This window comes from Longimicrobium sp. (assembly GCF_036388275.1).
GTDB lineage: Bacteria > Gemmatimonadota > Gemmatimonadetes > Longimicrobiales > Longimicrobiaceae > Longimicrobium.
The window spans coordinates 124620-150869 of sequence record NZ_DASVSF010000051.1; the positions used below are offsets into that span (position 1 = coordinate 124620).

The following is a 26250-nucleotide window of genomic DNA, read 5'->3' on the forward strand; positions in this document are numbered from 1 at the left end:
AATGCCGGGCACCAGAACGCGGTGAGGCAATGCCGGTACGGAGCTTTCTCGACCCCGACGGACGCGAGTGGAACGTCTGGAGCGTGACGCCCAGCCGCAAGTCGGACCTGTTCCTCCCCGAATCCATGGCCGAGGGCTGGCTGTGCTTCGAGTGCGGCAGCGAAAAGCGCCGCCTTCACCCGGTCAGCGCCGACTGGGAGGCGCTGGGCGAGCCGGAGCTGCTGGCCCTGTGCATGACCGCCGACCCCGTCGCGCCCCGCCCCGACCGCCGGCCCCGGCCGGAGCTCGCCCCCGAGCCCCTTCCCGCCACCCAAGCCGCCACCGAATGAGCGACAACGAATCGCCCCCGCCAGGGCCGCCGGCCGACGGCACCATCGACGAGGTGGTGGAGCGCACGCGGAGCATGCTCCGCAAGTCGCGCGACCTGCTACAGTCCTCGCGCGACCTGTTGAACAAGGTGCACCAGCCGGGTTCGCGCGCGAAGGCGGACTCTGATAAAAAGGAGCAGGGCGGCGACGGGCGTGGATCTCCTTGATCCCCGCCCGTTTCGTCCATAACCGGCTCCATCCCGTGCCGAAGAGATGATCCGCACGCTGCTGGCCCCCAACCCGTCACCGATGACGCTGGACGGCACCCGCACCTTTCTCGTGGGGCGCGAGCGGCCGGCCGTCATCGATCCCGGACCGGCCGACCCGTCGCACCTGGACGCCCTCGCCGCCGCGCTGGAGGGACATCCTCCGGTCGCCATCCTCCTCACCCACGCGCACCCCGACCACGCCGACGCGGCCCCGGAGCTGGCCCGGCGCACCGGCGCGCCGGTGATGATGGCCCGCGGCGCCGCCGGTCCCCGCCTGTTCGAGGGCGCCGTCCGGTGGATCGGCGAGCGGGATCGCGTGGAAACCGACGCCGGCGTGCTGCGCGTGGTGCAGACGCCCGGACATGCGCCGGAGCACGTCGCCTTTCTCCTCGAAGCGAACGGGGGGGAGGGCGACCGCGCGCTCTTCGCCGGCGACCTGTTCATGGGCGGTGCCGACACCACACTGGTGGCCCCGCCCGAGGGCGACCTGACCGAGTATCTGCGGTCGCTGGACCGGGTGCAGGGGCTGAACCCGTCCGCCATCCACCCGGCCCACGGACCCACGATCCGGGATCCGCTACCCGCCATCCACCGCTACCGTGCGCACCGGGCGGAGCGCATCGCCCAGGTGGAGCGCGCGCTGGGCGCAGGCCCCGCGCGTCCGGGCGAGCTGATCGACCGCGTGTACGGGGCGGAGCTCCATCCGGGGCTGCGCCGCGCCGCGGAGGGGTCGCTGCGCGCCATCCTCCATCACCTGCGGAGCACCGGGCGCGTGCGCGACGAGGCCGGCCGCTTCTCCCTCGCGGCCGGCTGACGCGCGGGCCGGAGTTGCCCGCCTCGCCCGGAGTGGCGAGCTTCGAAGCGTGACCGGCTCGGCCGCGCCCCCCGAAACATTCATTGTACCCCCATGAAGACGATCTCCATTCTGGCCGTTCTCGGCGCGCTGTGGTGCGGCGCTCCGCTCGTGGCGCAGGCACCCGCGTCGGACACCGTGTTCACCTCCGCGCACGCGCAGGTGCAGCCCGTGGTGCTGAACGCGTCGGAGGTGGCGCAGGCGATGAACGAGACGTATCCGCAGGCGCGGCGCCAGGCTGGCGTGGGTGCCAGCGTCACCGTCTCGCTGGTGGTGGCGCCAGACGGGAGTCCGCTCGACGTGCGGATGATCAGCGGAGACGATACGGCGTTCGTGCAGCCGACGCTTGCGGCCGTGTCGCGCCTGCGGTTTTCGCCCGGGCAGGTGAACGGGCGGGCCGCCAACGTGCGCCTGGAGCTGCCGCTGGACTGGCGGTCGCGGCAGGCATCCCCGGCCGACGCCGCGGCCGAGCTGGAGGCCGCATGGCGCCTGGCCAACTCGCCTCCGGATCCGGGCGCGGTCGGCACGTACGACGTGAACTCCGTGGAGGTGGCGCCCCGGCTGAAGAACGAGAAGGCGATCACCGGTGCAATGGAGGCGGAATACGACTCGCTGCTAGCCGAAGACGCCAGCTCGGGAACGGTCATCGTGAGGATGCGAATCGGAGCTGACGGGGTTCCCACCCGCGTCCACGTCACGTCCTCCACCAGCCGCCGCCTGGACGAAGCCACCATCCGCGTAGCCGGGATGATGCGTTTCGACGCTGCGCGGGTGACGAACAGGCCGGTCGCCGTATTTGTGGAGATCCCACTCTACTGGACCGTGGAACCCTAGCCCGGCAGAGCTTGCCCGCCCTCTTTCGGCCACCCGCGGGACAGCACGGCGGGTGGCCGAAAATATCTCTCGCCGAAATTGCGGGCACGCGGCGTGCGGCGCGGGGACCGCTTCCGTGCGCCCCCGCCGGGGGTGCCGCCCCGCAGCGCGCCGCATCCACCGCCGTGTCGCAATCGCTGGAGCGTTCCGCCCACGCGGCCCTCGAGGCACTCGCCGAGGGGTTCTGCATGGCGGACGCAGACCACCGCGTAACCTACTGGAACGCCGCCGCCGAGCGCCTGTTCGGCGTTCCGCGCCGGGACGCGCTCGGGCGCGAGGTGTGGGACCTGCTCCCCGCCGAAGGCGCTTCGGAGCTGCGCGAGCGCCTGGCCCGGGCGGACGGTGCAGGGGCCATGCTCCACCTGACGCTGCTTTCGGACCGCGAGCTGTTCGCCCGGCACCTGGCCGTGCACGCGTCGCCCCTGGAAAGCGGCGGGCTGGCCCTGCACTTTCGCGACGCCACGGCCGAGCAGCGGCTGGCCGCGCAGTACGAGCAGCTGCTGGAATCCATCCGCGACGGCTTCATCGCGGTGGACCGCGACTGGCGGATCACGTACGTCAATCGCGCCGCCGAGACCCTGCTCTCGGTCCGGCGCAGCCGCGCGGCGGGGGTGGACGTGTGGCCGCTGCTCCCCAAGGAGCCGCGCGCGGTGGTCAACGCCATCCGCTGGACCATGCGCGAGCGGGGGCCGCGGCACCTGGAGGCCATCCATCCCCGGGGCAAGCTGTACCGCGGCCGCCGCTTCGACGTGTGGACGCATCCCCTTCCGGACGGTGGCGTGTCGATTCTGTTCGAGGACGTCACCGACCGGCTGGCCAAGGAGGTGGAGCTGGCGCGCCTGGCCGCCGAGGCCGAGGAGGCCAGCCGGGCCAAGAGCCGCTTCTTCGCCGCGGTCAGCCACGAGCTGCGCACCCCGCTGAACGCCATCGTCGGCTACACGCACCTGCTGGCCACCAACACCTACGGCAACGTTCCCGCGGGCGCCATGCGTGCGTCGGAGCGTGCCGGGGTGTGCGCCGAGCACCTGTCGCGGCTGGTGGACGACGTGCTGCTGCTGACCACGGTGGAGATCGACAAGCTCCCCGTGTTCGCGGCCACGGTGAGCCTGGCCCCGTTCCTGGACTCGGTGCTTCCCCACCTTCGCCAGCAGGCCGAGGCCAAGCGGCTGGACCTGCAGGTGGACGTTCCCGGCGGCCTGCCGCCGATCGACACGGACCCGGAGCGGCTGCGCCAGATCGTGACGGCGCTGCTTTCGAACGCCATCAAGTTCACGACGCGCGGCGTCGTGAGCCTGCGAGCGCGGATGGCGGGCGAGGGGCGCTGGCTGGAGATTTCCATCCGCGACACGGGCCCGGGGATCGACCCGGAGGACCGGGAGCGGATCTTCGGCCCGTTCGAGCAGGTGGGTGGCGAGGCGCGTACCGATTCCGCCACCCGTGGTACTGGGCTGGGGCTGACGATCGCGCGGCAGCTGGCGCGCAAGCTGGGGGGAGACATCACGGTGAGCGGGACGTTCGGCGAGGGAGCCGAGTTCGTGGTCCGGCTCCCCGCGTAGGCACTCCGTCGAGAACCAGCATTAAAGCCTGTCATCGGGAGGAGCGCCCAAGCCTGTCATCGGGAGGAGCGCCAAAGCCTGTCATCCTGAGGCCCAGGCGAGCGTCACCCGCCCGTAGCACACCCCAGGCGGGCCGAAGGATCTTGCCGCGGACACGTAAAAGCCCGGGCGCGGCAGCGGTCACGAGGCCCTGGGCCTCGGATGCCCCTCCCCCGGCCCCTCCCCGCACAAACCCCGTGCGGAGAGGGGAGAATTCGTTCGGGGTTCGACTCACGGCGGTGCATCCCGCGGCAGGCCCCTCCCCCGCCCCTCCCCCGGCAAACTGCGCCGGGAGAGGGGAGAACTTCGATCGCGGCTCGACTGACGCCGGCGCATGCCTTGGGAGCCCCCTCTCCCGGCCTCTCCCCGCAAACTGCGCGGGAGAGAGGAGCACTTCGCTCGCGGCTCGAATGGCTGTTGCCGCATGCCTCTGGAAGCCCCCTCCTCCCGGCCCCCGTCCCCCGCTGCGCAGGGGAGGGGGAGACCTGAACCGCGCTTCGGCCGGCCTCGCGCACTCGGCCTTGCGTGGAGTCCGCGAAGGCGGACTTTGGGCCCTTGTTGCCGCGAATTCATTCGCCCCAGCACGGCCGAGGCCCACGCATCGGTGACCGCTGCCGCGCCCGGGTTGGTACGTGTCCGCGGTTAGATCCTTCGGCCCGCATAGGATGTGCTGCGGGCCAGTACGGTGCGCCTGGGCCTCAGGATGACAGGCCCCGGCGCGACGTCGGCACCGGATGCACCACGCCGAGTTCTGGTGTGTACCCCCTCTCCCACGCTGTTTGTGGGAGAGGGTGGCACGCGTGTCAGCGCGGCCGGGTGAGGGCCCCACGGCGGCCGAGGCCCACGCATCGGTGACCGCTGCCGCACTCCATCTGGAATCTCGGGTCCCCGCCCCGTATCTTGAACGCTCGTTCGAGAGATCGTCGACCGCCGAACCGCCGATGCTGCGCCTTCACGAATACACGTACCACCGCCCGAGCACGCTCGCGGAGGCCGCCGCGTTCCTGCGCGAGCATCCGGACGCCATGCCCATCGCGGGCGGCACCGACCTGATGCCCAACATGAAGCACCGCCTGTTCACCCCGCGCCACCTGGTGGCGCTCAAGGGCATCGGCGAGCTTCACGGCATCGGCCTGGCGGACGCGGAGGGACGCGCGGTGGAGGCGGGGTCGGCCGGGGCGGCGCAGGTGGTGATGGGCGCCGCGGCGACGCTGACCGAGGTGTCGCGCCATCCGCTGGTGCGCGAGGCGCTCCCCGCCCTGGCCGAGGCGGCGGGCAAGGTGGCCGGCCCGCAGATCCGCAACCAGGGCACGCTGGGCGGCAACCTGTGCCTGGACACGCGCTGCACCTACTACAACCAGTCGTTCTTCTGGCGCAACGCGCTGGGCTTTTGCCTGAAGAAGGACGGCGACGTCTGCCACGTCACCCGCACGGGCAAGAAGTGCGTGGCCGCCCACTCGTCGGACACCGCGCCCGTGCTGATCGCCCTCGGTGCCGTGGTGGACCTGGTCTCGGCGGACGGCGAGCGGACGCTGCCCGTGGACGCGTTCTTCATCGCCGACGGCAAGTGGAACACGGTGCGCCGGCCCGACGAGCTGGTCGCCCGCGTCCGCGTTCCCCTTCCCGGCCCGGGGGTGCGGATGGGCTACCAGAAGGTGCGCCAGCGCAACTCCATCGACTTTCCCCTGCTTTCCATCGCCACGGTGGCAGACCTGGATGGGGACGACCGGGTGCGCACGCTCTCCGTCGTCGTCTCCGCGCTGGGATCGCGGCCGCGCGTGGTGTCAGGGCTCGACAAGCTGGCCGCGGGGCACCGCCTGGGCGACGTGGCCGATGCGGTGGCCCAGCAGGCCTTCAAGCAGTGCCACCCGCTGGAGAACATCATCGTAGACCCCGACTGGCGCCGCGCCATGGTCCCGGTCTACGTGCGCCGCGCACTGCTGGGGATGACGTCCATCCCGGCGCTGGCGGCGTGAGGCGCGGATAGAAGCGACGCGGGGACGCGGAGGCGTGGAGAGGTTCCTCCGCGCCCCGCGTCCCCGCGTCGTGATGGAGTCGGGACCGGCGCTACACGTCGTTGAGCGCGGCGATCAGCTCGTCCTTCTGCATCTTGCTGCGGCCCTCGATCTTGTGCTCCTTCGCCAGGTTGTACAGCTCGTCGCGGGTGTGCTCCTCCAGCGGCTTGCGCGGGTTGCCGGTGCCCATGGTGCGCTTGTTGGGCGTGCGGCCCTCCTGCCGCCGGTGCTTGTTCACCGTGCGCGCGGCGATCTCCTTGGCCTGGGCGGGATCCATCCCGCGGTCCATGGAGCTTTCCCTGATCGTTTCGTACATCTTGTTGTCGTGCTTACTCCAGCCTTGCGGCATCGCAGCCTCCGCGTGAGTCGGTAAGGGCGCCCCGCGGGCGGGTGAGCGCAAGAACCGCGCACATTTCCAGACCGTCCACCTGCGCATGACCCGAAGATCACGTTTGACGCTCGCGTTCATGGCGCTCGCCGACCAGTATGCCGGGATGTCGCACCCGCCCGTCGCCGATTAGATTTGCCGCTGCAACGCCACCCCGCCGTTCCCGTCTTGCATGCGCCTTTCCGTCCTCTTTCGCCTGGTCCTGGGCCTGGCTGCAACGTCCACGTGCATTGCCGCGCCGCTGGCCGCGCAGGTTCGCTCGTTGGAGCTGACGTCGGACAACGACGCGTACAACTTCTGGATTCCGTTCGCCGTGCGGCCGGACTACGAGTACTCCAACGGCCTGCGCCTGGCGGCGGAGCTGGAGGGAGCGCCGGGGTGGGCGGGGCTCGCGAAGAACCTGGCGCCCTGCACGCGCGAGGGGAGCGACGCGGTGCAGGCGGATCCCGAGGCGGGGTGCGTGTCGACCACGTTGGAGTTCGGGCAGCGGATGTACATGCCGCGCAACGACTCGTACGTAGCCATCCAGGGAGAGCGGCCCTACGCGGGATGGCTCTACGCGGCGGCGACAGGCCGGGTGGTGGAAGGGCCCGTGCGGCACACGTACGGCATCGAAGTAGGCATTACCGGGGAACCCTCGCTGGGGCGGACGGTGATGGAAAGCTTCCACGAGGTCACCGGCTTCCGGGACGTCGTCGGCTGGAGGCACCAGCTGGGCTTCGAGCCGGGCGTGGTGCTGCGGTACGGCGCCGAGCAGCGGGCGGAGCTTCGGGCGGGGGACGGCCGCATCGCCGACGTGGTGGCCGATGCCGGGGCCACGCTGGGCAACGTGCACACGGGCGCGCATGCCGGCGTCCGCGCCCGCGTGGGATACGACCTGCGCCACCCGTGGGCCGCGCGCGCCCCCCAGGGCACCTCGGTGTACCTGAGCGCCACGGCGTCGGGACAGGCGGTGCTGCGCAACCTGTTCCTGGACGGCAACACCTTTGGAAGCCAGCCCGCGCGCGTGCACCGCGAGCTCCTGGTCGGCAGCCGGGGCTGGGGCGTCGGCGTGGCGAGTGGCCGGTTCGGCGCGGAGTTCCGGGTGCTCACCCGCACCCGCGAGTACCGCGAAGAGCCGGGCGGACACCCGGTAAGCACCATCGAGCTCACATGGCGCCGGTAGTCAAACGAAACCGGCGGCCCTCAATGGCGTATCATACGCCAGACCCAACCTTCACCTTCGGAACCGCGAGCAGATGCGAACCTCCAATCCTACCCTGAACGACAAGACCTTCGCGGGCCAGTGGGACGGCACCGGGGGCATGACCATCGAGGGCACCGTCAACAAGGTGGGGCTGATGCTCCTGCTGCTGATGGCGCCCGCGGCGTGGATCTGGAACAAGGCGATGACGGCGTGGGACCCGGCGTCCATCATGCCGCTGATGGTGGGCGGCATGGTCGGCGGGTTCGTGCTGGCGCTGGTGACCATCTTCAAGAAGCAGTGGTCGCCGGTGACCGCGCCGCTCTACGCGGTGATGGAGGGCCTGTTCCTGGGCGGCGTCTCCGCCCTCGCCGAGACGAAGTTCCCCGGTGTGGTGATCCCCGCGGTGGCGCTCACCTTCGGAACGCTGTTCGCGCTGCTGCTGGCCTATCGCTCGGGGCTGATCCGCGCCACCGAGAACTTCAAGCTGGGCGTCGTGGCGGCCACGGGCGGCATCGCGCTGGTGTACCTGGCGAGCTTCGTGATGAGGATGTTCGGCGGCCAGATGCCGATGATCCACTCGGCCGGGACCATGGGCATCGTGTTCAGCGTGTTCGTGATCGTGATCGCCGCGCTCAACCTGGTGCTGGACTTCGACTTCATCGAGCAGGGCGCCGAGCACGGCGCGCCGCGCTACATGGAGTGGTACGCCGCGTTCGGCCTGATGGTGACACTGGTGTGGCTGTACCTGGAGATCCTTCGCCTGCTCATGAAGCTGCAGAGCCGCGACTGATCTCGGCTTTTCGGATGGAAGAAGGGGCGGGCGCCGCGTGGCGCCCGCCCCTTCCCGTTTCCTTCACCTCGGGGCTTCGGCCACGCCTCTCTCGTGCTTACATTGCGATCACACCAGGGGAGGCATGGATGAAAGCCCGCATCGTTCGCATCGGCAACTCGCATGGAATCCGCATCCCCAAACCACTCCTCGAAGAGAGCGGACTTCGAGGCGAAGTAGAGTTGGAGGCCCGGCCCCACCAGATCATCATCCGGGCAGCGAACCGCCCCCGTGCCGGCTGGGACGCCGCCTTTCAAGCGATGGCCGAGGCTGGGGACGACGCGCTTCTCGATCGGGAGTTCGCGGACTCGCCGGAGTGGGACGATCGGGAATGGGAGTGGTGATCCGGCCCGGACGAGACACAGGCCTGCAAGACAAAAAGCACCGGGGCAGCCTGTCTGCTCCGGTGCTTTCGGTGTAGTGCGTCGCGGACCTTTCAGCCGCCGCGAGCTGCCTATTCCCTGCCCCGCTGCACCGGCCGGCGGTCCATCACGTCGATCACCGCTTGCGACGGGCCGCGCTCGCGCTGGATGCGCTCGGCAACGACTTCCGCGCGGCGCATGGCGCGCAGCACGTTTCCGCCCAGCACCTTGCGCACGTCGTCGTCGCTGTAGCCGCGGCGCAGCAGCTCGGCCGTGAGGTAGGGGAAGCGCGAGACGTCCTCCATCCCCACCGGCAGCGAGGTCACGCCGTCGTAGTCGGAGCCCAGCCCCACGTGGTCGATGCCGGCGACCTTCACCACGTGGTCGATGTGGTCGGCCAGGGTGGCCACGGTGCCGCGCGGCACCGGGTTGGCCGCCCGCCACTCGTTGTAGGCCCGGCGCGCCGCCTCGGCGTCGTTCGGGTGCTGCTCGCGGAAACGGCGCTGCACGTCGAACATGTTGCGCATCTGCGCCGCCGCCGAGGGCTCCACGAAGCCCGAGTAGAAGTTGATCATCACCACCCCGCCGTTCGCCGGCATCATCCGCAGCACCTCGTCGGGCACGTTGCGCGGATGGTCGGCCAGGGCACGGGCGGAGGAGTGCGAAAAGATCACCGGCGCCTCCGAAACGCGGATGGCGTCGGCCATCGTCCCCGGCGACACGTGCGACAGGTCCACCAGCATCCCCAGCCGGTTCATCTCGCGCACCACCTCTTCGCCGAAGGCGGTGAGCCCGCCGTGGCGCTCCGCGTCGGTGGCGGCGTCGGCCCAGTCGATGGTGCTGGAGTGCGTGAGTGTCATGTAGCGCACGCCCAACTCGTGGAACTGGCGCAGCACGTCGAGCGAGTTCTCGATGGCGTGCCCGCCCTCGATGCCGATCAGCGACGCCACCTTGCCGTCGTCATGGATGCGCTCCACGTCCTGGGCCGTGCGCGCCAGCACCAGGTCGGGCGAATGGTCGGTCATCCGCTTGATCAGCCCGATCTGCTCCAGCGCGAACGCCGCCGCCCCGTGTCCGATGCGCTCCACCGGGACGTACGCCGCCCAGAACACGCCGCCCACACCCCCCGCCCGCAGCCGCGGCACGTCGGTGTGCTGCTGCGGGAGCGCGCCCTGGAAGTTCATGTGCGTCAGGTCGCCCTGCGCCTTTTCGCGGATTTCCCAGGGCAGGTCGTTGTGCCCGTCCACCAGCGGTGCGGTTCGGTGGATGCGCAAAGCCCGCTGCAGCAGCGGGTCCGGCGCCTCCTGCGCGGCGGCGGGAAGCGCGGCGGACGAGGCCGCCAGCAGGGCGGCGGCCACACCGATACGAGAGTTCATGCGGGTTCCGGACGGGGCGATGGGAAGATGGATCACCGGTCGGCCAGGCCGCGGAACACGCCGGCCGTGCGCAGGGCAAGGGCCTTGGAGCGGCCCACCCACTCCAACTCGGCGACCACGCGGTGGCGCTCCACGAACGCATCGGTAACCATGGGGGTGGCCGCGAACTCCGCGGCCAGAGCGGGAGGCACGAGCAGCAGGAAGTCTTCGCGCTGCGCCTCGCCCGAGGGTCCCCACTTGCACTCCGCGGCGGGTACGCGGCCTTCCTGGATGAGGCTGGCCACCAGGCGGCTGACGGTGTCGGCCGAGACGACGGTGTAGTTTCCCGGGGCCTCGCAGAACAGCTCCGCGCGGACGATGCGCCCGATGGCGGAATCGCCCTGCACCACCAGGCGCGCGAAGCCGGCGGCCCCGTAGGCGTCCTCGGGCGCGGTGACCGGGGCCTCGGTTTCGCGGACCGTGGTCTCGGGCGGCGCGTTGCGCGACACCAGCTTCTCGTCGGGCGGGCCCTCCGGCTCCCCATCGCCCAGGGAGTTGAACATCATCATCAGCAGCAGCGCGCCCACCACGCCGTACCCCACCAGCGCCCAGGAGCGACGCCAGGGGGGAACGGGGGTGCGGCGGTCGGACCTGCGTCGTTCGAGGCCGCGGCGGTCGCCTGCGCGCTCGCCCTGCCTGGGTTCGGGTTGCTGCTCCGCCATGTGGCCGTACTCTTAGGGTCGTGGATGGTCGTTCGGGCGGCCGGCCGCCGGGGGCAAGGTCAGCCGGAAGGTGCTGCCTACGCCCACCGTCGACGCCGCTTCCAGGGTGCCGCCCAGCGCGTGGGCCATGCGCCGGGCGATGGAAAGCCCCAGCCCGGTGCCGTCGCGGCCCGCCGCCTCGGTGTTGTCTTCGCGCGCCAGCTGCACGAACTCTTCGAAGATGCGGCCGAGGTCTTCCTGCGCAATCCCCGGCCCGCCGTCGGTCACCTCCAGCACCAGCCCGCCGTCGGCGCCGCGCGCCACCCGCGCCCACACCGGCGCGCCCTGGCCGTACTTCAGTGCGTTGGAAAGCAGGTTCAGCACGATCTGCCGCAGCCGGCGCGGATCGGTGACCACGCGCACCGGCTCGCCATCCACCCGGCGCATCTCGGCCCCGGCCTGCGCGGCGACGGGGCGCAGCGTCTCGAGCATGTCGTCGACCAGGGCGGCGGCGTCCACGTCCTGCGTGGCCAGCTCGGCCTTGCCCAGCTCCAGGCGCGACAGGTCCAGCACGTCGTCCACCAGCTCCCGCAGGTGCCGGGCCGCGCGCTGCGAGCGCTCCACCGCCAGCTCCTGCTGTTCGCTGAGCGATCCGTACACCTCGGCCAGCAGCAGGTCGTTGTAGCCCATCACCGCGTTGATGGGCGTGCGCAGCTCGTGGTTCATGGCCGAGTAGAACCGGTTGCGCGCGTTCAGGGCAATCTGCAGCTCGCGGGTGCGGCGCTCCAGCTGCTGATTGGTGGCCAGCAGCTGGTCCTGCCCGGCGTGAAGCTCCTCGGTCATGGCCAGGAGCTCCTCGTTCTGCGCCTCCATCTCCTCGTTCTGCCCCTGCAGGGCGCGCGACAGCCGCTCGTTCTCCGTCAGCTCGCGCTCCAGCTCGGCCAGGGCGCGCGCCAGGCGGGCCTTTTCCTTGGCCAGCTGGCGCTGCGTGTTGGCCTGCTCGGAATTGACGGCGGCCAGCTCCTCGTACAGCGCGTCGAAGCGCGGGTCGCGGGGGCACTCCACCAGCCACACCCGGTCGCCGCCCTCGTCCCACACGGGGTAGAAGGAGCGGGGCTCCAGGGCGTCGCGCCCCGCCAGCATCAGCTCCCACGCCGGCACCGCGGCGGGGTCCTGGCCGGCGCGCGGCTCGCGGGCGAGGATGGCGTCCAGCTTTCGGCGCGACGCCGGGTCGAGCACCGTGGCGAAGGGCTGCCCGCCCACGCCGCGCTCCAGGGCGCGTTCCAGGTAGCCGTTGGATTCCAGGACCATCCCGGCACGGTCGAGCGCCAGCACCGCGCCCGGAAAGGCGCGCAGCACGGGGGGAAGGCCCGAAGTGGTGGCCGAGGTCATACCGATACTCTCTCCTTCAGCAGCCGGGCCGCCTGCACCGCGTCCGCCGCGGTGAGGTCGGCACCCAGGCGTTCCGCCAGCCCGGGATCGTCGGCGAAGGCGCGCCCGCCGACGGCGATCAGCGGGGCGGCGCCGGGCATGGCCTCGCGGATGGCGTCGATCGTCGCGCGCACCCGCGGCAGGTGCGGCGAGATGCTCGCCGAGAGCGCCACCACGTGCGGCCGCCGCTCGCGCACCATCGCCACCAGGTCTTCGATGGGCACGGTGGCGCCCAGGAACACCGTGTCCCAGCCCTCCATCTCCAGCACGTCGCAGATCATCCGCAGCCCCAGCTCGTGCCGCTCGGTGTCGGCGCAGGCGGCGATCAGCAGCGGCCCGGCCGCTCCCCCGCCGCGGAACAGCTCGTCGTACAGCCGCGCCATGGCGGCCTGGGTGATGGCCGTGGCCAGGTGCTCGTCGGCCACGGTGATGCGGTTTTCCTGCCACAGCCGGCCGATGTCGCGCATGGCCGGCTGGAACACCCCCAGGTACAGCTCGCGCAGCCCGATTCCGTCGCGGAACGCCTCGTCCACCACCCCGAAGGCCGTCCTGCGGCTTCCCTCGAGCACGGCGGCCAGGTAGCGCTCGCGCGCCTCGTCCAGCGTCACGCCGCCGCCCGGGGGCGCAGCATCGCGAGCCCCGCGCGGAGACTCACGGTGGCGGCCTCGGCCTCGTCCGGCGCCAGCCGGGCGCGCAGCTCGTCATCCATCAATTCCAGCGAGCGCGCCAGGTCGCGGGTGGGCACGCCGCGGGAGCGCAGCAGCTCGTCGCACCAGGCGATGTACCGCGCGAAGCAGGGCGGATCGTCCAGCTCCACGGCGGGGGCCAGGTGCTCCAGGTTGTACCGCATGTCCTGAAGGCACTTGGCGCGCCCGCGCTCGCCGTAGCGGGCCAGCAGCCCCGGATTCTCACGGTACATGGCCTCGGTCACCGCCCGGGCGATCTCGCCCAGGCGGTCCAGCATGACGGTGGCCGCGCGCTCGCCCGGCGTCATGCCAGCCACTCCGGCTGCGCGCGCGAATCCATCAGCACCTCGAACGCCTCGTGCCGCACCTCGGTGCGGCCCATGATCTCTCCCGGCTCCCGCGCGTGCGACACGGCGTGCTCGCGGCTTCGCATGTATTCACGAAAGGCCTCGCGGCTTTCCCACGCGGTGAGAAAGGTGTGCGTGGCCTCGCCGGCCTGCGGCCGCAGCAGCTGCAGGTACAGAAATCCGGGAAAGCCGTCCACCAGGCCGGAGCGCTGGCGAAAGTGGCGCTCCAGCTCTCCGCGGTCGGCTTCGGGTACGGTAAGGTGAGAGATGAACACAAACATCTGATCTTTCGCGCGCTCGGACCCGGGTGGAGAAGTAAGCGGCGCGCGGCTTCTCCGCAAGCACTCATCTGTTTTCCGCCCCGCGGTTCTCACCGCCCGCCCCCGCTCCCGTCGCGCCCGTGCGCCAGTCCCACAGGGCCAGGGCGGCGACCACGCTGGAAGTGTCGATCTCGCCTTCCAGCACGCGCCGCCTCACCTCGCCGAGCTTCAGCAGGCACACGCGCGTGTCCTCGCCCTCGTCCAGGTCTCGCTCGCCGGCGCGGCGCGCGTTGCGGACCACCGTGGCGTACACGCGAGTGGTTTGCCACGACGGGTTGAGCACCACGCAGCCGATGCACTCGGGGTCGTCGCCCGCGTACCCGGTTTCTTCGCGCAGCTCGCGGGCGGCGGCTTCCTCCGGTGTCTCGCCCTCGTCGATGATGCCGCTGGGCGTTTCCAGCGTCACGCGCTGCACCGGGTGCCGCCACTGCCGCACCATCACCAGCTCGTCGTTCGAGGTGATGGCGATGACCGTCACCGCGTCCGGCGCGTCGGCGATGTGGAAGGTGTACTCCGAGCCGTCGTCCGGCGACCGGGCGCGGATGGCCCGGGCGCTGAAGATCTCGAAATCGCCCTTGTGCTCCTGGCCGATGACCGGCCACGGCTGCGGCCTTCCCGTTTCGTTGCGCTCCGCCACCCGCGTCCTCCTCCCTGGGTTCGATGAAGGGACGCGGCCAATGCACATCCCGGGCCGGGCCGGTGGTAACTGGTTGCGGGCGCGGGGGTTGGGAGCGGAGTGAGCAACGGGGTAAGGGGGGATGGGCGCGGCTTGTGCGTTTCCTGCACCGGCCAAGATTCTGATTTTGAGGAAATTCACCGCGGAGGCCGCGATGCACAGGGTACGCGTGGTGCGCTCGTATTATGACCAGTCGGAGCCGTTCATCGGCCGCACCGGCGAGGTGATCGGCCACTGGGGCGCCGACAACAACGAGGATGGGCGCGACGGGTTCATGGTGCAGTTCGAGGACGGCACCGTGATCGGCGTCTCGGAGAACGAGGTGGAGGACGTGGCGGACGACGACGTGACCGGCGAGGTGGGCGCCGTGGACGCCGAGCCGCAGGTCTGATCGACTCATTCGTGGCGGATGCGGACCGGCGCAGCCGCGGCCCCGGCGTCCAGAGCGAAGTGTGTGGCGGAGCCCTCAGTCGCTGCAATCGATGGTGTGCGGGCAGGGCTCTCCGAGGTCGCTCCATCGGAATGACAAGTCGCGTTTCGGCCGGCGCGGCGCCTTCTGTCATCCCGACGGAGCGGCCACACCGAAACGGCCCCCGCGACGTAGACCGCAGCGACCGAGGGATCCGCCACACACGCTGCGAAACGGCTGCCGGCCGTAGCCTGAGCCGGACCGCTGTTTTCAGGCGTGTAACCGCTGACGAGCGAACGGCACCCCGGCAATTATGTGTCTGCCGTCCCGGCGCAGGGTCGCGGGCTGTGTGGCGGATCCCTCAGTCGCTGCTATCGATGGTGTGCGGGCAGGGCTCTCCGAAGTCGCTCCATCGGGATGACATCGTGCGCTTCGGCAGGTGCGGTGCGCGTGCAGGTGAAGCTTCGTTCAAAGCGGGGCGCCCCGGGCATGATGCTCGGGGCGCGTTCCGTTGGTTACCGAAGTTACTCCGCCTTGGCTGTCATCCAGTCCGGGCGCCCGTCGTCTTCGTCGGGCTCCAGCAGGCCGAACAGCTGGACCTGCCTGCGGCGCAGCCGATTGGCGTGCATGAACGCCTCTTCCTCCGTCTCGCCGAACCCCTCCCAGGCAGACGCGGGCTCGCCCCACGGACCGGGCTTGCTCCACGGCGACTCGGGGCCGTGCATGCGGGCCGACCGCCAGGGGTGCGCGAACGGGTCCAGGTACGTTCCCAATATGCGCCCCTCGCGATCGATCACCACGCCCACGGCCCCGCCGCGGCTGTGACGGCGGCGGCGCAGGTGCCGGTACAGGTGATACCCGCCGTCCAGCACCAGTCCCGCCATCATCACCACAGCAAGGACGAGCACCAGGTCCAGCGCCAGCGTCTTCATCACGTTCATACGTTTTTCCTCCGTGTCCCCTCCCCCGGGGACCGGATCAGAATACACCCGAGCAATTCTTCGTTCCACCCCGGCGTGTCCGCGGAAAAGCGCTCGACGGAACGACGCTTGCGGACGCCCCGGGCTTGCGGGAAACCGCACGGGAGCTGACGATGAACGGCCCTCGCCCGTCACGCGGCGCGGCACCAGGCCATGAAAGCCCACCAGGATCGCAACGCCCGACGCCCCCCGTCTCTGACAAAGGGAGGCCGGCCGCATCCGGCGCACCCGGCATGATTCGTCCCCCGTGGCACGGATCGGAGGCGGCGGCGCTTGCCGTCCGCATTCCGGGGTGCTACGCTTTTAGCAGGCCGCCGCACGGCCGCCGAGCATCCATTCCCGGAGCGACAACCCTATGAAGTACAGCCTTACCGTGGTACTGGCGGCCGCATTGGTGGCGGGGTGCACCCCACCCCGGCCGCCCGCGTCCGGCCCAACCCCCGCGCCCGGTGGTGCACCCGGCGCGCGCACCGGTGCACCCGCCCCGGACGGCGCCGATGCCGGCGGCGACGCGGGCGGCGGGGGAGGAGGAGGCATGCGCGCGGCGCGCCCCCGCGCCTACTCGTCGGTCATCACCTCCGAGGCGCGCTCGCGCCGCGGGATGTTCGGGGTGCACCAGGTGGGTGACAAGCTCTTCTTCGAAATCCCGCGGGCGGAGCTGAACAAGGACATGCTGCTGGTGGGGCGCTACGCCCGCGCCGCGGCCACCCCGCCCAACCTGCCCCCTGGGCAGTTCGGCAACTACGGCGGCGACCAGTTCGTAGAGCGCACCATGCGCTGGGAGCGCAACGGCAACCGGGTGATCCTCCGCTCGCCGCAGTTCGACATCACCGCCGACACCTCGCTCTCGGTGTACCGCGCCGTGGAGTCGTCGAACTACGCGCCCATCATCGCCGTGCTCAACGTGGAAGCGTACGGCGCCGACTCGGCCGCCGTGGTCGACGTCACGCGGCTCTTCACCACCAGCGTTCCGGAGATCGCCGGCATCCGCGGGACCATCGATGCTTCGCGGTCGTACGTGGAGCGCGCCGTCGCCTTCCCCGACAACGTGGAGATCGAGGCCACCCAGACCGGCGTGCCCACCCCCGCCGGTGCGGGCGGCTCGGCGCCGCAGGGGCCGAACGCCCCGCCGCGGCTGGCGCAGAGCATCCTGGCCCACTGGAGCCTGGTGCGCCTTCCCGAGGTGCCCATGATGCCGCGCCGCTTCGACGAGCGCGTCGGCTTCTTCTCCATCAACCAGGTGGACTTTGGCACCGACGAGCACCGCTCGGCCCAGCGGCGCTACATCACCCGCTACCGGCTGGAGTGCTCGGAGCGGCGCGAGGGCGACCTTTGCTACCCCAAGAAGCCCATCGTGTACTACGTGGACCCGGCGACGCCCGACCGTTGGAAGCCGTTCGTGCGCGCCGGGATCATCGAGTGGCAGCAGGCCTTCGAGGCCGCGGGGTTCAAGGACGGGATCATTCCGGGCGAGGTCCCGGCGAACGACCCCGACTGGTCGCCCGAGGACATCCGCCACACGGTGGTCCGCTGGCTTCCGTCCACCACCGAGAACGCGGTGGGCCCGCACGTGCACGACCCGCGCACGGGCGAGATCCTGAACGGCTCGGTGCGGATGTTCCACAACATCCTCAACCTGCAGCGCTCGTGGTACTTCACGCAGGCAGCGGCGATCGACCCGCGCGCCCGCATGCTTCCCATGCCGGACTCGCTGATGGGCAAGCTTCTGCAGTTCGTGGTGGCGCACGAGATCGGGCACACCATCGGCTTGCAGCACGACCAGATCGGCAGCTCCACGTACCCGGCGGACAGCGTGCGCAGCCCCACGTGGGTCGCCAAGATGGGGCACTCGCCCAGCATCATGGACTACTCGCGCTTCAACTACGTGGCGCAGCCGGAAGACAACATTCCGCTGGAGCACATCATTCCGCGGGTGGGGCCGTACGACCGCTACGCCATCATGTGGGGGTACAAGCCCATCCCCGGCGCGCGCACCAGCGACGAGGAGCGCCCCACGCTGGAGCGGTGGTCGCGGATGCAGGACACGGTGCCCTGGTACCGCTTCTCGGCCAACAATGAGTACGGCGCCTTCGGCACGCAGAGCGAGGCGGTGGGCGACGCGGACCCGGTGAAGTCCACGGCGCTCGGCTTCCGCAACATCGCCCGGGTCGTCGGCTACATCCCCGGCGCCAGCACGCGCCCGGGTGAGGACAACTCCGACATGCGCGAGCTGTACGACCGCACCGTGCAGCAGTGGTCCACCGAGGCCAACCACGTGGCGACGATGGTGGCCGGCGGAACCGTGCAGTACAAGTCGGGGAGCCAGCCCGGCGCGGTGTACGCGCCGATGCCGGCGGCGCGCCAGATGGAAGCGGTGCGGTTCCTCAACGAGAACGTCTTCCGCACCCCGCAGTACCTGATCCGGCCGGACATCGCCAGCCGCATCGAGGCGGGGGGGATGATCAACCGCATCAACGCCGCGCAGTTCCGCGTGCTGAACACCCTGCTGGACGACGGCCGGCTGAACCGCCTGCTGGAGCAGGAAGCCCTGGGCCGCACGCGCGACCTGGTGTACCCGCTGGCGAACATGCTGGGCGACGTGCGCCGCGGCATCTGGTCGGAGATCGGCACGGCGCGCCCGGTGATCGACCCGTACCGGCGCGAGCTCCAGATGGACTACCTGGCGCTGATCGACCGCAAGCTGAACCCGCCCGAGACCCCGGCCGGCGCCACGCCGCAGCCGCAGTTCCCGGGCGCGCCGCGCGTGTTTCCGCTGTCGGAAGACGCCAAGTCGCAGCTCCGCGGCGAGCTGGTGTCGCTGCGCACGGAGCTGACGCGCAGCCTGCCGCGCGCGGGCGACCGCGCCACCACGCTGCACCTGCAGGGCGCGATCAACCGGATCAGCGACATCCTGGACCCGAACGACTGACGCGGTCCGCGCGCCGCCGTCAGGCGCACGAACACAGTCAGTAGATGGAAATCGGCAGCCGCGGACGATCCTGTCCGCGGCTGCCGATTTCATTCGTGCAGGCCGATGGGGGCTACAGGCCCGCGGCCTCGCACGTTCCGAGTAGCACCATGGCTACGATCGCGATGAGGTAGGGGAGCACGAAGCACCCCGCCAGGCCGAGGAAAACCCCTTTCGCGATTCCGGCGACACTCGCGCCCTGATTCCGACGTGCCGCCGCGATGGGATGACCGCACCTGGGGCAGTAAGGCGCGGCCCCGCTGACGGGGTTCAGGCAAACGGGACAGGAATAGAGAGGCATCGCAGGGAGCTATGAGGCGGGTTTCTGAATGAAGGTGCTTCGTCCAGCGTCGCGCGCATCATACGACTCCCCAGGCGGAAGGAGCAATGATTCTGGGGCGAAACGAGCGGACTGACTCCCCTTCACGCCGCTATCCGAAGACGCCACGGCGCAACTTCGCGGCGAGCTGCTGTCGCTGCGGACGGAGCCGAAGCGCAGTTCGGCGCGCGTGGGGCAAATCCCGACGGAGGTTCGGGAGCTTCTCCTATGCGCGTGGGGAGGTGCTGGAGGGTATTGTCAGGGAGCAGGTGATGGATGCCTTCGCGCTCACAGCCCGCTCGTGGAGATGCAGATGATGGACAATTCCGCTGTCGAGCGGCCGAACGCCTGGATCATCCTCGCCGGCCACCCCGACGCGCCGGCGCACCTGACGTTCGAGCGCTTCTCGCGCTGGTCACGGCTGTCGCGGACGATGCTGTGGGCGTGTACGTGGTTCGTGTCGACCGTGACGACGTTCTTCATCACCGTCTTCGATCCGTTCATGACGCTCATGCCCTTCTTCGTGGGCGCCGTGATGACGTTCAGAAGCTGGCGGGCCAGGTTCCGGGTGACCGCATTCCACGGCGCTTGCCCCCGCTGCAACAAGCCCATCGAGATCAAGCCCGGCTCGCGGATCGCATCGCCGCATCCGCTGGTGTGCTACGGCTGCCACTTCGAGCCGGTGCTGCACCTGGCCGCCTGAGTCAGCCCACGCACTGGTAGAGGACGATCAGCGCGAGCAGGGGGATGATGATGTGCGTCAGCAGGCGGGTGGGGTGGGTCCAGCCGACGATGCGGTAGCACCGGTCGCACCACGCGCCGGTGTACGGCACCGGGCCGGGAAAGTGCCGCGTGTGCCCCGCCCCGCCGCATCGCTCGCAGGTGCCGCAGCTGGTGTCGCCGTCGCCGCAGTAGCAGCCGCGCGCGTTCTCCTTCACGGGGCGTCCAGCAGTGCCTGAAGCCGGCCGATCAGCTCGGCCTGCGCGGGGTTGATCTTTTCGCGCGCGGCGTCCGGCGTGAACCAGGCGCAGCGGTCCACTTCGGGAAAGGTCAGCCACCGGCCCGAGCCGCGCGGCCACTCGGTGCGGATCTCGTTGCTGGTGACGGCCTCCGCGTCTGCGTCGCCCTCCCACGCCCAGGCGTGAACCGTCTTTCCCGCCTTCTGCCGGATGGCTCCCAGCGGCAGGAACGGCTCGGCCGGCACGACCCCCGTTTCTTCCTGGAACTCGCGGCGCGCCGCCGCCAGCGGCTCTTCGCCCTCGTTCACCTCGCCTTTGGGAATGGTCCAGGCGCCTGCGTCCTTGTTCTTCCAGAACGGGCCGCCGGGGTGGGCGAGAAAGACTTCCAGCTCGTCCGGACCGCGCCGGAACAGCAGCATCCCGGCGCTCTCGTTCGCGCGCTTCGTCATCGGGCGGCGTGCGGAAGCTGGCTCAACGTGGCGGCTCGGGTGCCGCGTTCGCGCTGTCCCGCTGGTACGTCACGACTTTCGCATTCCTCCCGGTCCGCGCCGTCACGGGACAGGCGTTCGGCATGGGAACCGGGGTGCCCGTCGATTCGGATCGTGGGATCACCAGCGTGGACGGGCTCGGCCCGCTGACCGCGTTGGGCATGCGGTCGCTCGTCTGGCACGCCGATCCACCGATCGAGGTGATCGCGAGTTTCGTGGTGGTGCTCGGTACTATGGAGAGACGGACGAGCTTCCCGGCGTCGTGGGCGGGTGGTGGCGGCTGGCGCGTGGCGCAGCCGGCCAGCAGCACCAGCATGAGCAGGGCGGGACGTTGCATGAGGGACCTCCGCGAACGGTTCATCGTTTCAACCTGCCGATCGCCGTGCGACTACTCGTACACTTTACCTGCATACAGGAATTCGGCGAAGGAGCGCCACGACGCAGGCTCCGGCAACTGCCCCGAATCGCGCGCCCACGCCACCGCCGCTTCAAGATACCTATGGATCTTCCAGTTCTGCCACTCCCCGCGATGTGTGGCGAAATCACGCTCCAGTGCGGAAACGAAGCGCAGGAACGACTCCAGATCCTCTGTGCGCTCGAGTAGCTGAACAAGCTCGGGATCGCTGGCGGAATCCGTCATCCGATCTCCCGCTCCATCGGTACGAAGGGCACGCCGACGCCGTCGGGGAGCGTATCGGTGATGCGCTCGCCAGCCGCGAAGCCGAACGCGCGGTACAGCGGCTCCGGGTAGAGTGGACATCAGGGCCAGTCGCCGGAAGCCGGCCGCGCGCGCCGCGTCGACGCATGCCTTCATGATCGCGGACGCGATGCCGCGCCGCGCCCACGCCGGGTGGACGAAGAAGGCACGGATGCGGGCGGCTTCGCGGGCGGGGTCCAGCGGTGGATCGTCCGCCGCTTTCATCTGGTCGCCGCCGTACAGCGTCCGCCGCCAGCTCCACCCGCCACAGGCCACGATGTCGCCCTCCACCTCCGCGACGAAGTAGGTGCCGTCGGCGATCAGCTGCGTATCGGGCCCGAATACGTAGCAAATGGCGCTCGTCACCTGCTCCGGCGTGTAGAAGCCGGCGCTGAGCGATTCGACCGATCGCGGGATCAGTTCGCGGATGGCGGGCAGGTCGGCGGGTGTGGCGAGGCGCAGGGTGAACACGGTTCGGCGCTACTCCTGGATGGCCCGGGCCATCACACGGTCCGTTTGAACCTCGGCGCCCAGCAGGAACGGCTGCCAGCCCACGTCGGTGAATCCGCTGTTGCGGTAGAAGGCGATTCCCCGCGGGTTGTGCTCCCACACGGCCAGCCAGAGGGTGGCGAAGCCCATCCCGCGCGCCGTGGAGACGGCTTCCGCCATCAGCTGCTGTGCCAGCCCCCGGCCGTGGAAGGGCGCGTCCACGTAGAACCGGCGCAGTTCCACCGCGTGCGGCCCCGTGACGCAGGGCGGCGTGGGAAAGCGCCGGAGCTGCGCGTATCCGGCCAATTCGCCGTCCCGTTCGGCGAGCAGCGTGACGTGGTCGGGATCACGAAGCTCCGCCTCCTGCTGTGCCGGGCCGTAGGCGTGGCGCAGGTACGCCGCGACTTCGACCGGGTCGTTCATCACGCCGAAGCTTTCCTGGAACGTACGCGCGGCAAACTCGGCCAGCGCGGCGGCGTCGGCCGGGGTGCCGCGGCGGATGGAGATCGGAGGCGAATCGGCGGAGCGCTGGGGCATTGCGAGTACGGGCATGGGCGCTGGGTTCGCCCGTACGGTATTCGGGACGTCGCGCGGTCGCAAGGCGCCCCACCCTGTGCGGCACACCCCCGGCCCCCCGGTGCGATCCGCGGGTGGGCCCCTCCCCCGGTCCCTCCCCCGGCAAACTGCGCCGAGAGAGGGGGGAACTTCGATCGGGGTTCGATGGACTGCCGGTGCATGCCTTGGCCGCCCCCCTCTCCCGGCCTCTCCCCCGCAAACTGCGCGGGAGAGAGGGGCACTTCGATCGAGGCTCGACAGAGTACCTCGCAGCCCTTGGGAGCCCCCTCCCCCCGGCCCCCGTCCCCCGCTGCGCAGGGGAGGGGGAGACCTGAATCGCGCTTCGGCCGGTCTGGTGCTGCCCACAGGGAACGCGAGCCTGGAACGGTGCGCTTCGGGTGACTCGGCGCATGCCCCTGGCCGCCCTCTCTCCCCGGCCCTCTCCCCCGCAAGCAGGGGAAAGGGAGAATTCGATTGCGCTCGGGCTGGCCCCGCGCACTCGACTGCGCGTGCAGTCCGCGAAGGCGGACTTTGGGCCGTTGTTGCCGCGACTTTAGTCGCCCCAGCAGGGCCGGGGCCTCTATTCTGTGCCCGCGATCGCACCTCGACCCGAAGTGTACCCCCTCTCCCACGCTGTTTGTGGGAGAGGGTGGACGAGCATAAGCGAGGACGGGTGAGGGCCCCCGCGGAGCCGAGGCCTCTGCTTCCATGACCGCTGCCGCGCCCGGCCTACTACCTGTCCGCGGCTAGATCCTTCGGCCCGCGACGGGTGTGCTACGGGCCGGTGCGGTGCGCCTGGGCCTCAGGATGACAGGCTCTCGCTCATCGTGACAGGTGGGTGCGCGGCGCGGGTTCACGCCGAGCGCCCGCCGATCTGCTCGCGGGCGCCGGCCAAAACGCGCTCCACCTCGTCGAGATCGTTGTCCTGCGCCGCCACCTGGGCCTGCCGCATGGCCTCGAACACGCCTTCGGGTATGCCCTGCCACTCGTTGGTGAGTGCGGAGTGCGTCAGCACGGCGATGTTGGAGCCGGCCATCCCGGCCAACTCGTTCGTCGCCTCGGGATACTGCTCGGGATCGGCGGCCGCGGCCAGGGCGGCGCGCACGGAGGCGAGCGTATGGTCGATGGAGGCCAGCAGCACGGTTGCGGTGAAATCCACGTCTCTTCCCCTCGGTTCCGGTTCACGAAATGCCGCCCGCCGATGCAGAAGACGAGCCGGGGCGGATCAGCGGCGCACCGCCGTGAGGTCGTGGATCATCCGCCGCACCGCGTCGGCCTTGCCGGCGCGCTCCAGCGCCGCCCACAACCGCGCCACCGTCTCCCCATCCACCAGCCCCGGCGGTGAGCCCAGGTCGGGGCCCGCCAGCCCCTCCGCCCGGCGGAAGGCATCCACCGCCGCCACCGCCTCCTGCGTGTAGACGAACGCCGTGCTGTCGCGGGCCAGCTCCGGCTCCGCGGCCCGGTAGTGCCCCAGCGCGTGCAGCATCAGCTTCAGCTGCCACACGTCGGATCCGGCCTGCTGCTGCAGGGTGCGGAATCCCAGCGTCTCGGAAATGGTGTTGTAGATGCGGCGCAGCTCGGCCACCGGCTCGGCGTGCTCGCACACGTTGATGTCCGCCGTGGTGCCGTCGGGCCGGCGCGAGCGGCCGGGCCGGGGATCGGCGACGACGACGGCAGCGGACTGCGCGCGGCCCTTCCGCGCGTCGCCGCCCGCCGCCTGCCCCGCCGCGAGGGCGTCGATCAGCCGGTCGGCCAGGTGCCGGCCGCTGGAGGCGCTGGCCTCGAAGGCGGCCGCCACGGAATCCAGCACCGCCGGCCCCACGAGCAGGTTGCCCTGCGTGACGAAGTTGCGGCCGGCGCGGTGCCCGGCCCACGCGGTGGTGCCCGTTCCCGTGTGCTGCGCCGAGCGCCCGTCGCGGCCGATCACTCCCACCTGCCGCCGCGCCTCCAGCGTGTCGCCCGCGAGCGCTTGGCGAAGCGCCTCCTCCGGCGCCACCCCGCGCTCCAGCAGGGCCAGCAGCTGCGGCCCGTACTCCACCCGCGTGGTGGCCTGCGTGGCGACGGCGCCCACCCCGGCGCGCACGTGCGGCACGGCGTTGCCCACGCACGGCACGCGCGTGGTGACGGCAACGCCCACCTCACCCGTGGCGGGGTCTACCGCGGCGATGGAGAAGGTGCTGAAGCTCAGGCTTTCTCCCCAGGCGGCGGGCTCCTGCGCGGCGGCGGGCGTGGCGGCCACGAGCAGCGCCAGGACTGCAATCCGGTTCATCGAGACGATCCCGGTGTGGGTGAAGGAATGTTGATGTTTCACGCAGAGGACGCAGGGGTGAAAAGAGAGGGCGCAGAGGAACATCATCGGGCCCTCTGCGTCCTCTCCGTCTTCTCTGCGTCCTCTGCGTGAAACGGTTCTTTTCTTTGTTCGGTGCAGGATCGGCGCCCGCGGTCACCCCGGACGCGGCGTCGGACGGGCGCTGCGGCCGGGGCGCGCGCCGGTGTGCTCGCCGCCGCGGATGACAGCGACCCCGTTCACCCACACGTGCGGAATGCCCAGCGGGTACTGGTGGGGCCGCTCAAACGTGGCCTGGTCGATGACCGTGTCCGGATCGAACGCCACCAGGTCCGCCCCCGCGCCCGGGGTTACGGTGCCGCGGTCGTGAAGCCCCACCCGGCTGGCCGGGAGCGCCGTCATCTTGTGGATCGCCGTTTCCAGCGGCATCAGCTTGCGCTCGCGGACGTAGCGGCCCAGCACGCGCGGGAAGGTGCCGTACGTTCGCGGATGGGGAACGCCGGTGGAGAGCGGGCCGTAGGGCGCCCACGCTCCCCCGTCCGAACAGACGGCGGAGAGCGGATGAGCCAGGCTGCGCTCCACGTTTTCCTCGCTCATCCCGAAGCCCACCATCCCCGCCCGGTTGCGGTCCTCCACGATCAGCTGCACGAGCAGGGCGAACGGCTCCACGCCGCGCTCCGTCGCCAGGTCTCCCAGCCTGCGGCCTCGCGCCCAGGCGAGGGCGTCGGAGCCGGTGGAGGTCACCTGGACCGAGTTCCAGCTGCCCAGCTGCGCGATCTTGTCGCGGACGGCGCGCTCCAGCCGGCCGCGCTGGGCCGGGTCGCGCAGGCGGGCGAGAAAGGCATCCGTTCCGCCATCGCGCGCGATGACCGGGAAGAGGTTCGCCAGCCCCGTGCTGTAGGCCACGTACGGGTACACGTCGAACGCGGCGTCCACCCCCGCGGCGCGCGCCTGCTCGATGGCGTGAAGCGTGGAGCCCGCCTTCCACCAGTTGCGCCCGCCCTGCGCCTTGAGGTGCGAGATCTCCACCGGCACCCCGGCCACGCGCCCTACGTGGATGGCCTCTTCGACGGCGGCGAACAGCCGGTCGTCCTCGTTGCGCATGTGCGACGCGTACGGCAGGCCCGTGCCCGCGAGCGCCGTGGCGAGCTCCACCAGTTCCGCCGTGCTCCCGAAGGCGCCGGGTGTGTACTCCAGCCCGCTGGAAAGGCCGCAGGCACCAGCCGCCACCGCGCGCGCCACCTCGTCCTTCATCCGGCGGAGCTCGGCGTCCGTCGCGGGGCGGTCCTGGTGGCCCATCACCCGGGCGCGGATGGTTCCGTGGCCCACCATGCTGGCCACGTGCACGGCCGCCCCGTGCTCGTCCATCCACCCGAAGAACCCGGCCAGGTCGCGGAAGGGAAGGTCCAACCCGCGGCCCCGGTACTCCGCCCGCATCTCCTGGTAGTGGGCGTCCGTCCACGGGCCGATGGAGCCGCCGTCCTGGCCGGTGACCTCCGTCGTGACTCCCTGCCGCACCTTGCTCTCAGCGCGTGGGTTCACCAGCAGGTTCAGGTCGGTGTGCGAGTGGATGTCGACGAAGCCGGGGGCCAGCGCCAGCCCCCGCAGGTCCGTCTCTTCCACGCGCCCCACCTGCAGCCGCGGCCCGACGCCCACGATGCGTGCGCCGTCCAGCGCCACGTCGGCCTCGCGCGGCGGCGCGCCGGTGCCGTCGTACAGCAGGGCGCCGCGAAGCACGTGCGTGGCGGACCCGGGCTGCGCCGCCCAGATCCTCCGCTCGGGGAAGAGCGCGAGGGCGGCCCCGGCCTGCAGGAAAGTGCGTCGGTTCATCATCGGGTCAGGCAGCGGAACTGGGTTCGTTTCTGGGGGGATGCTCCGGCCTGCTTTGCCGGCGGCGCCTGGTTC

At 70.8% G+C, this 26250-nt stretch carries 29 protein-coding genes; 12 read left to right on the plus strand and 17 right to left on the minus strand.

The features are described 5' to 3' along the window. The first annotated feature begins 29 nt into the window (after positions 1 to 29). From VF632_RS09975 to VF632_RS10000, 6 genes are all read left to right on the plus strand, one after another. Positions 30 to 329 (plus strand): hypothetical protein, encoded by a 300-nt coding sequence (locus tag VF632_RS09975; protein WP_331022731.1) that lies wholly within the window; start codon positions 30 to 32, stop codon positions 327 to 329. Then, complete coding sequence (locus VF632_RS09980; protein WP_331022732.1) at positions 326 to 535, plus strand: hypothetical protein; 210 nt, start codon at positions 326 to 328, stop codon at positions 533 to 535. The genes VF632_RS09975 and VF632_RS09980 overlap by 4 nt, the downstream gene beginning before the upstream one ends. Before the next feature lie 46 nt (positions 536 to 581). Beyond that, complete coding sequence (locus VF632_RS09985; RefSeq protein WP_331022733.1) at positions 582 to 1391, plus strand: MBL fold metallo-hydrolase; 810 nt, start codon at positions 582 to 584, stop codon at positions 1389 to 1391. 93 nt (positions 1392 to 1484) lie between these two features. Beyond that, positions 1485 to 2264 carry a TonB family protein gene (locus VF632_RS09990; RefSeq protein ID WP_331022734.1) on the plus strand — a complete coding sequence of 260 codons (780 nt, stop codon included), beginning with the start codon at positions 1485 to 1487 and terminating at the stop codon, positions 2262 to 2264. A 164-nt stretch (positions 2265 to 2428) separates the two neighbouring features. Further along, the gene (locus VF632_RS09995) at positions 2429 to 3859 is read left to right on the plus strand and encodes a PAS domain-containing sensor histidine kinase (RefSeq protein ID WP_331022735.1); all 1431 of its coding nucleotides are present in this window, start codon (positions 2429 to 2431) and stop codon (positions 3857 to 3859) included. Positions 3860 to 4839: 980 nt separating this feature from the next. Further along, positions 4840 to 5874, plus strand: a complete 1035-nt coding sequence (locus VF632_RS10000) for an FAD binding domain-containing protein (RefSeq protein WP_331022736.1) — start codon at positions 4840 to 4842, stop codon at positions 5872 to 5874. A gap of 91 nt (positions 5875 to 5965) precedes the next feature. Here VF632_RS10000 and VF632_RS10005 read toward each other — a convergent pair whose 3' ends face one another. Continuing rightward, on the minus strand, positions 5966 to 6262 hold the full coding sequence (locus VF632_RS10005; protein WP_349263902.1) for a Rho termination factor N-terminal domain-containing protein: 297 nt from the start codon (positions 6260 to 6262) through the stop codon (positions 5966 to 5968). A 211-nt stretch (positions 6263 to 6473) separates the two neighbouring features. Between VF632_RS10005 and VF632_RS10010 the strand changes: the two genes are divergently transcribed. The 3 genes from VF632_RS10010 (at position 6474) to VF632_RS10020 (ending at position 8660) form a co-directional block, all read left to right on the plus strand. After that, the gene (locus tag VF632_RS10010; protein WP_331022738.1) at positions 6474 to 7466 is read left to right on the plus strand and encodes a lipid A deacylase LpxR family protein; all 993 of its coding nucleotides are present in this window, start codon (positions 6474 to 6476) and stop codon (positions 7464 to 7466) included. 73 nt (positions 7467 to 7539) lie between these two features. Further along, positions 7540 to 8277, plus strand: a complete 738-nt coding sequence (locus VF632_RS10015; protein WP_331022739.1) for a Bax inhibitor-1/YccA family protein — start codon at positions 7540 to 7542, stop codon at positions 8275 to 8277. Positions 8278 to 8405: 128 nt separating this feature from the next. Next, a complete protein-coding gene (locus VF632_RS10020) occupies positions 8406 to 8660 on the plus strand; it encodes an AbrB/MazE/SpoVT family DNA-binding domain-containing protein (RefSeq protein WP_331022740.1) in 255 nt (84 codons plus the stop codon). Positions 8661 to 8770: 110 nt separating this feature from the next. On the opposite strand, the gene VF632_RS10025 is transcribed toward VF632_RS10020, so the two are convergent. From VF632_RS10025 to VF632_RS10055, 7 genes are all read right to left on the minus strand, one after another. Further along, a complete protein-coding gene (locus tag VF632_RS10025) occupies positions 8771 to 10054 on the minus strand; it encodes a dipeptidase (RefSeq protein ID WP_331022741.1) in 1284 nt (427 codons plus the stop codon). A 32-nt stretch (positions 10055 to 10086) separates the two neighbouring features. Beyond that, a complete protein-coding gene (locus VF632_RS10030; RefSeq protein ID WP_331022742.1) occupies positions 10087 to 10755 on the minus strand; it encodes a hypothetical protein in 669 nt (222 codons plus the stop codon). A gap of 12 nt (positions 10756 to 10767) precedes the next feature. Next, positions 10768 to 12126 carry a sensor histidine kinase gene (locus tag VF632_RS10035; protein ID WP_331022743.1) on the minus strand — a complete coding sequence of 453 codons (1359 nt, stop codon included), beginning with the start codon at positions 12124 to 12126 and terminating at the stop codon, positions 10768 to 10770. Next, positions 12123 to 12773 (minus strand): cobalamin B12-binding domain-containing protein, encoded by a 651-nt coding sequence (locus tag VF632_RS10040; RefSeq protein ID WP_331022744.1) that lies wholly within the window; start codon positions 12771 to 12773, stop codon positions 12123 to 12125. Before VF632_RS10040 ends, VF632_RS10035 begins: the two co-directional genes overlap by 4 nt. Then, on the minus strand, positions 12770 to 13159 hold the full coding sequence (locus VF632_RS10045) for a hypothetical protein (RefSeq protein WP_331022745.1): 390 nt from the start codon (positions 13157 to 13159) through the stop codon (positions 12770 to 12772). The genes VF632_RS10040 and VF632_RS10045 overlap by 4 nt, the downstream gene beginning before the upstream one ends. Next, the gene (locus VF632_RS10050) at positions 13156 to 13479 is read right to left on the minus strand and encodes an antibiotic biosynthesis monooxygenase (RefSeq protein ID WP_331022746.1); all 324 of its coding nucleotides are present in this window, start codon (positions 13477 to 13479) and stop codon (positions 13156 to 13158) included. Before VF632_RS10050 ends, VF632_RS10045 begins: the two co-directional genes overlap by 4 nt. A 64-nt stretch (positions 13480 to 13543) precedes the next feature. Next, complete coding sequence (locus VF632_RS10055) at positions 13544 to 14155, minus strand: NUDIX hydrolase (RefSeq protein ID WP_331022747.1); 612 nt, start codon at positions 14153 to 14155, stop codon at positions 13544 to 13546. A gap of 193 nt (positions 14156 to 14348) precedes the next feature. On the opposite strand from VF632_RS10055, the gene VF632_RS10060 reads away from it, so the two are divergent. Next, the gene (locus VF632_RS10060; RefSeq protein WP_331022748.1) at positions 14349 to 14585 is read left to right on the plus strand and encodes a hypothetical protein; all 237 of its coding nucleotides are present in this window, start codon (positions 14349 to 14351) and stop codon (positions 14583 to 14585) included. Between the two features lie 542 nt (positions 14586 to 15127). Here the strand turns inward: VF632_RS10060 and VF632_RS10065 are convergent. Then, the gene (locus tag VF632_RS10065; protein ID WP_331022749.1) at positions 15128 to 15544 is read right to left on the minus strand and encodes a hypothetical protein; all 417 of its coding nucleotides are present in this window, start codon (positions 15542 to 15544) and stop codon (positions 15128 to 15130) included. A 394-nt stretch (positions 15545 to 15938) separates the two neighbouring features. Between VF632_RS10065 and VF632_RS10070 the strand changes: the two genes are divergently transcribed. Further along, positions 15939 to 18512, plus strand: a complete 2574-nt coding sequence (locus tag VF632_RS10070) for a zinc-dependent metalloprotease (RefSeq protein ID WP_331022750.1) — start codon at positions 15939 to 15941, stop codon at positions 18510 to 18512. A 671-nt stretch (positions 18513 to 19183) separates the two neighbouring features. After that, a complete protein-coding gene (locus VF632_RS10075; RefSeq protein ID WP_331022751.1) occupies positions 19184 to 19573 on the plus strand; it encodes a hypothetical protein in 390 nt (129 codons plus the stop codon). 1 nt (position 19574) lies between these two features. On the opposite strand, the gene VF632_RS10080 is transcribed toward VF632_RS10075, so the two are convergent. The 8 genes from VF632_RS10080 to VF632_RS10115 form a co-directional block, all read right to left on the minus strand. Beyond that, positions 19575 to 19808 carry a hypothetical protein gene (locus tag VF632_RS10080; protein ID WP_331022752.1) on the minus strand — a complete coding sequence of 78 codons (234 nt, stop codon included), beginning with the start codon at positions 19806 to 19808 and terminating at the stop codon, positions 19575 to 19577. Next, the gene (locus VF632_RS10085; protein ID WP_331022753.1) at positions 19805 to 20278 is read right to left on the minus strand and encodes an NUDIX domain-containing protein; all 474 of its coding nucleotides are present in this window, start codon (positions 20276 to 20278) and stop codon (positions 19805 to 19807) included. The genes VF632_RS10080 and VF632_RS10085 overlap by 4 nt, the downstream gene beginning before the upstream one ends. Before the next feature lie 22 nt (positions 20279 to 20300). Then, positions 20301 to 20654, minus strand: a complete 354-nt coding sequence (locus VF632_RS10090; RefSeq protein WP_331022754.1) for a hypothetical protein — start codon at positions 20652 to 20654, stop codon at positions 20301 to 20303. Between the two features lie 51 nt (positions 20655 to 20705). Then, on the minus strand, positions 20706 to 21485 hold the full coding sequence (locus VF632_RS10095; protein ID WP_331022755.1) for a GNAT family N-acetyltransferase: 780 nt from the start codon (positions 21483 to 21485) through the stop codon (positions 20706 to 20708). Between the two features lie 9 nt (positions 21486 to 21494). Next, positions 21495 to 22055, minus strand: coding sequence for a GNAT family N-acetyltransferase (locus VF632_RS10100; protein WP_331022756.1), 561 nt, complete (start codon positions 22053 to 22055; stop codon positions 21495 to 21497). Positions 22056 to 22911: 856 nt separating this feature from the next. After that, the gene (locus tag VF632_RS10105) at positions 22912 to 23217 is read right to left on the minus strand and encodes a hypothetical protein (protein WP_331022757.1); all 306 of its coding nucleotides are present in this window, start codon (positions 23215 to 23217) and stop codon (positions 22912 to 22914) included. A 66-nt stretch (positions 23218 to 23283) separates the two neighbouring features. Then, positions 23284 to 24327: a DUF1028 domain-containing protein gene (locus tag VF632_RS10110; protein ID WP_331022758.1), complete on the minus strand. Its 1044-nt coding sequence runs from the start codon at positions 24325 to 24327 to the stop codon at positions 23284 to 23286. 174 nt (positions 24328 to 24501) lie between these two features. Beyond that, a complete protein-coding gene (locus VF632_RS10115) occupies positions 24502 to 26178 on the minus strand; it encodes a D-aminoacylase (RefSeq protein ID WP_331022759.1) in 1677 nt (558 codons plus the stop codon). Positions 26179 to 26250 lie beyond the last annotated feature (72 nt).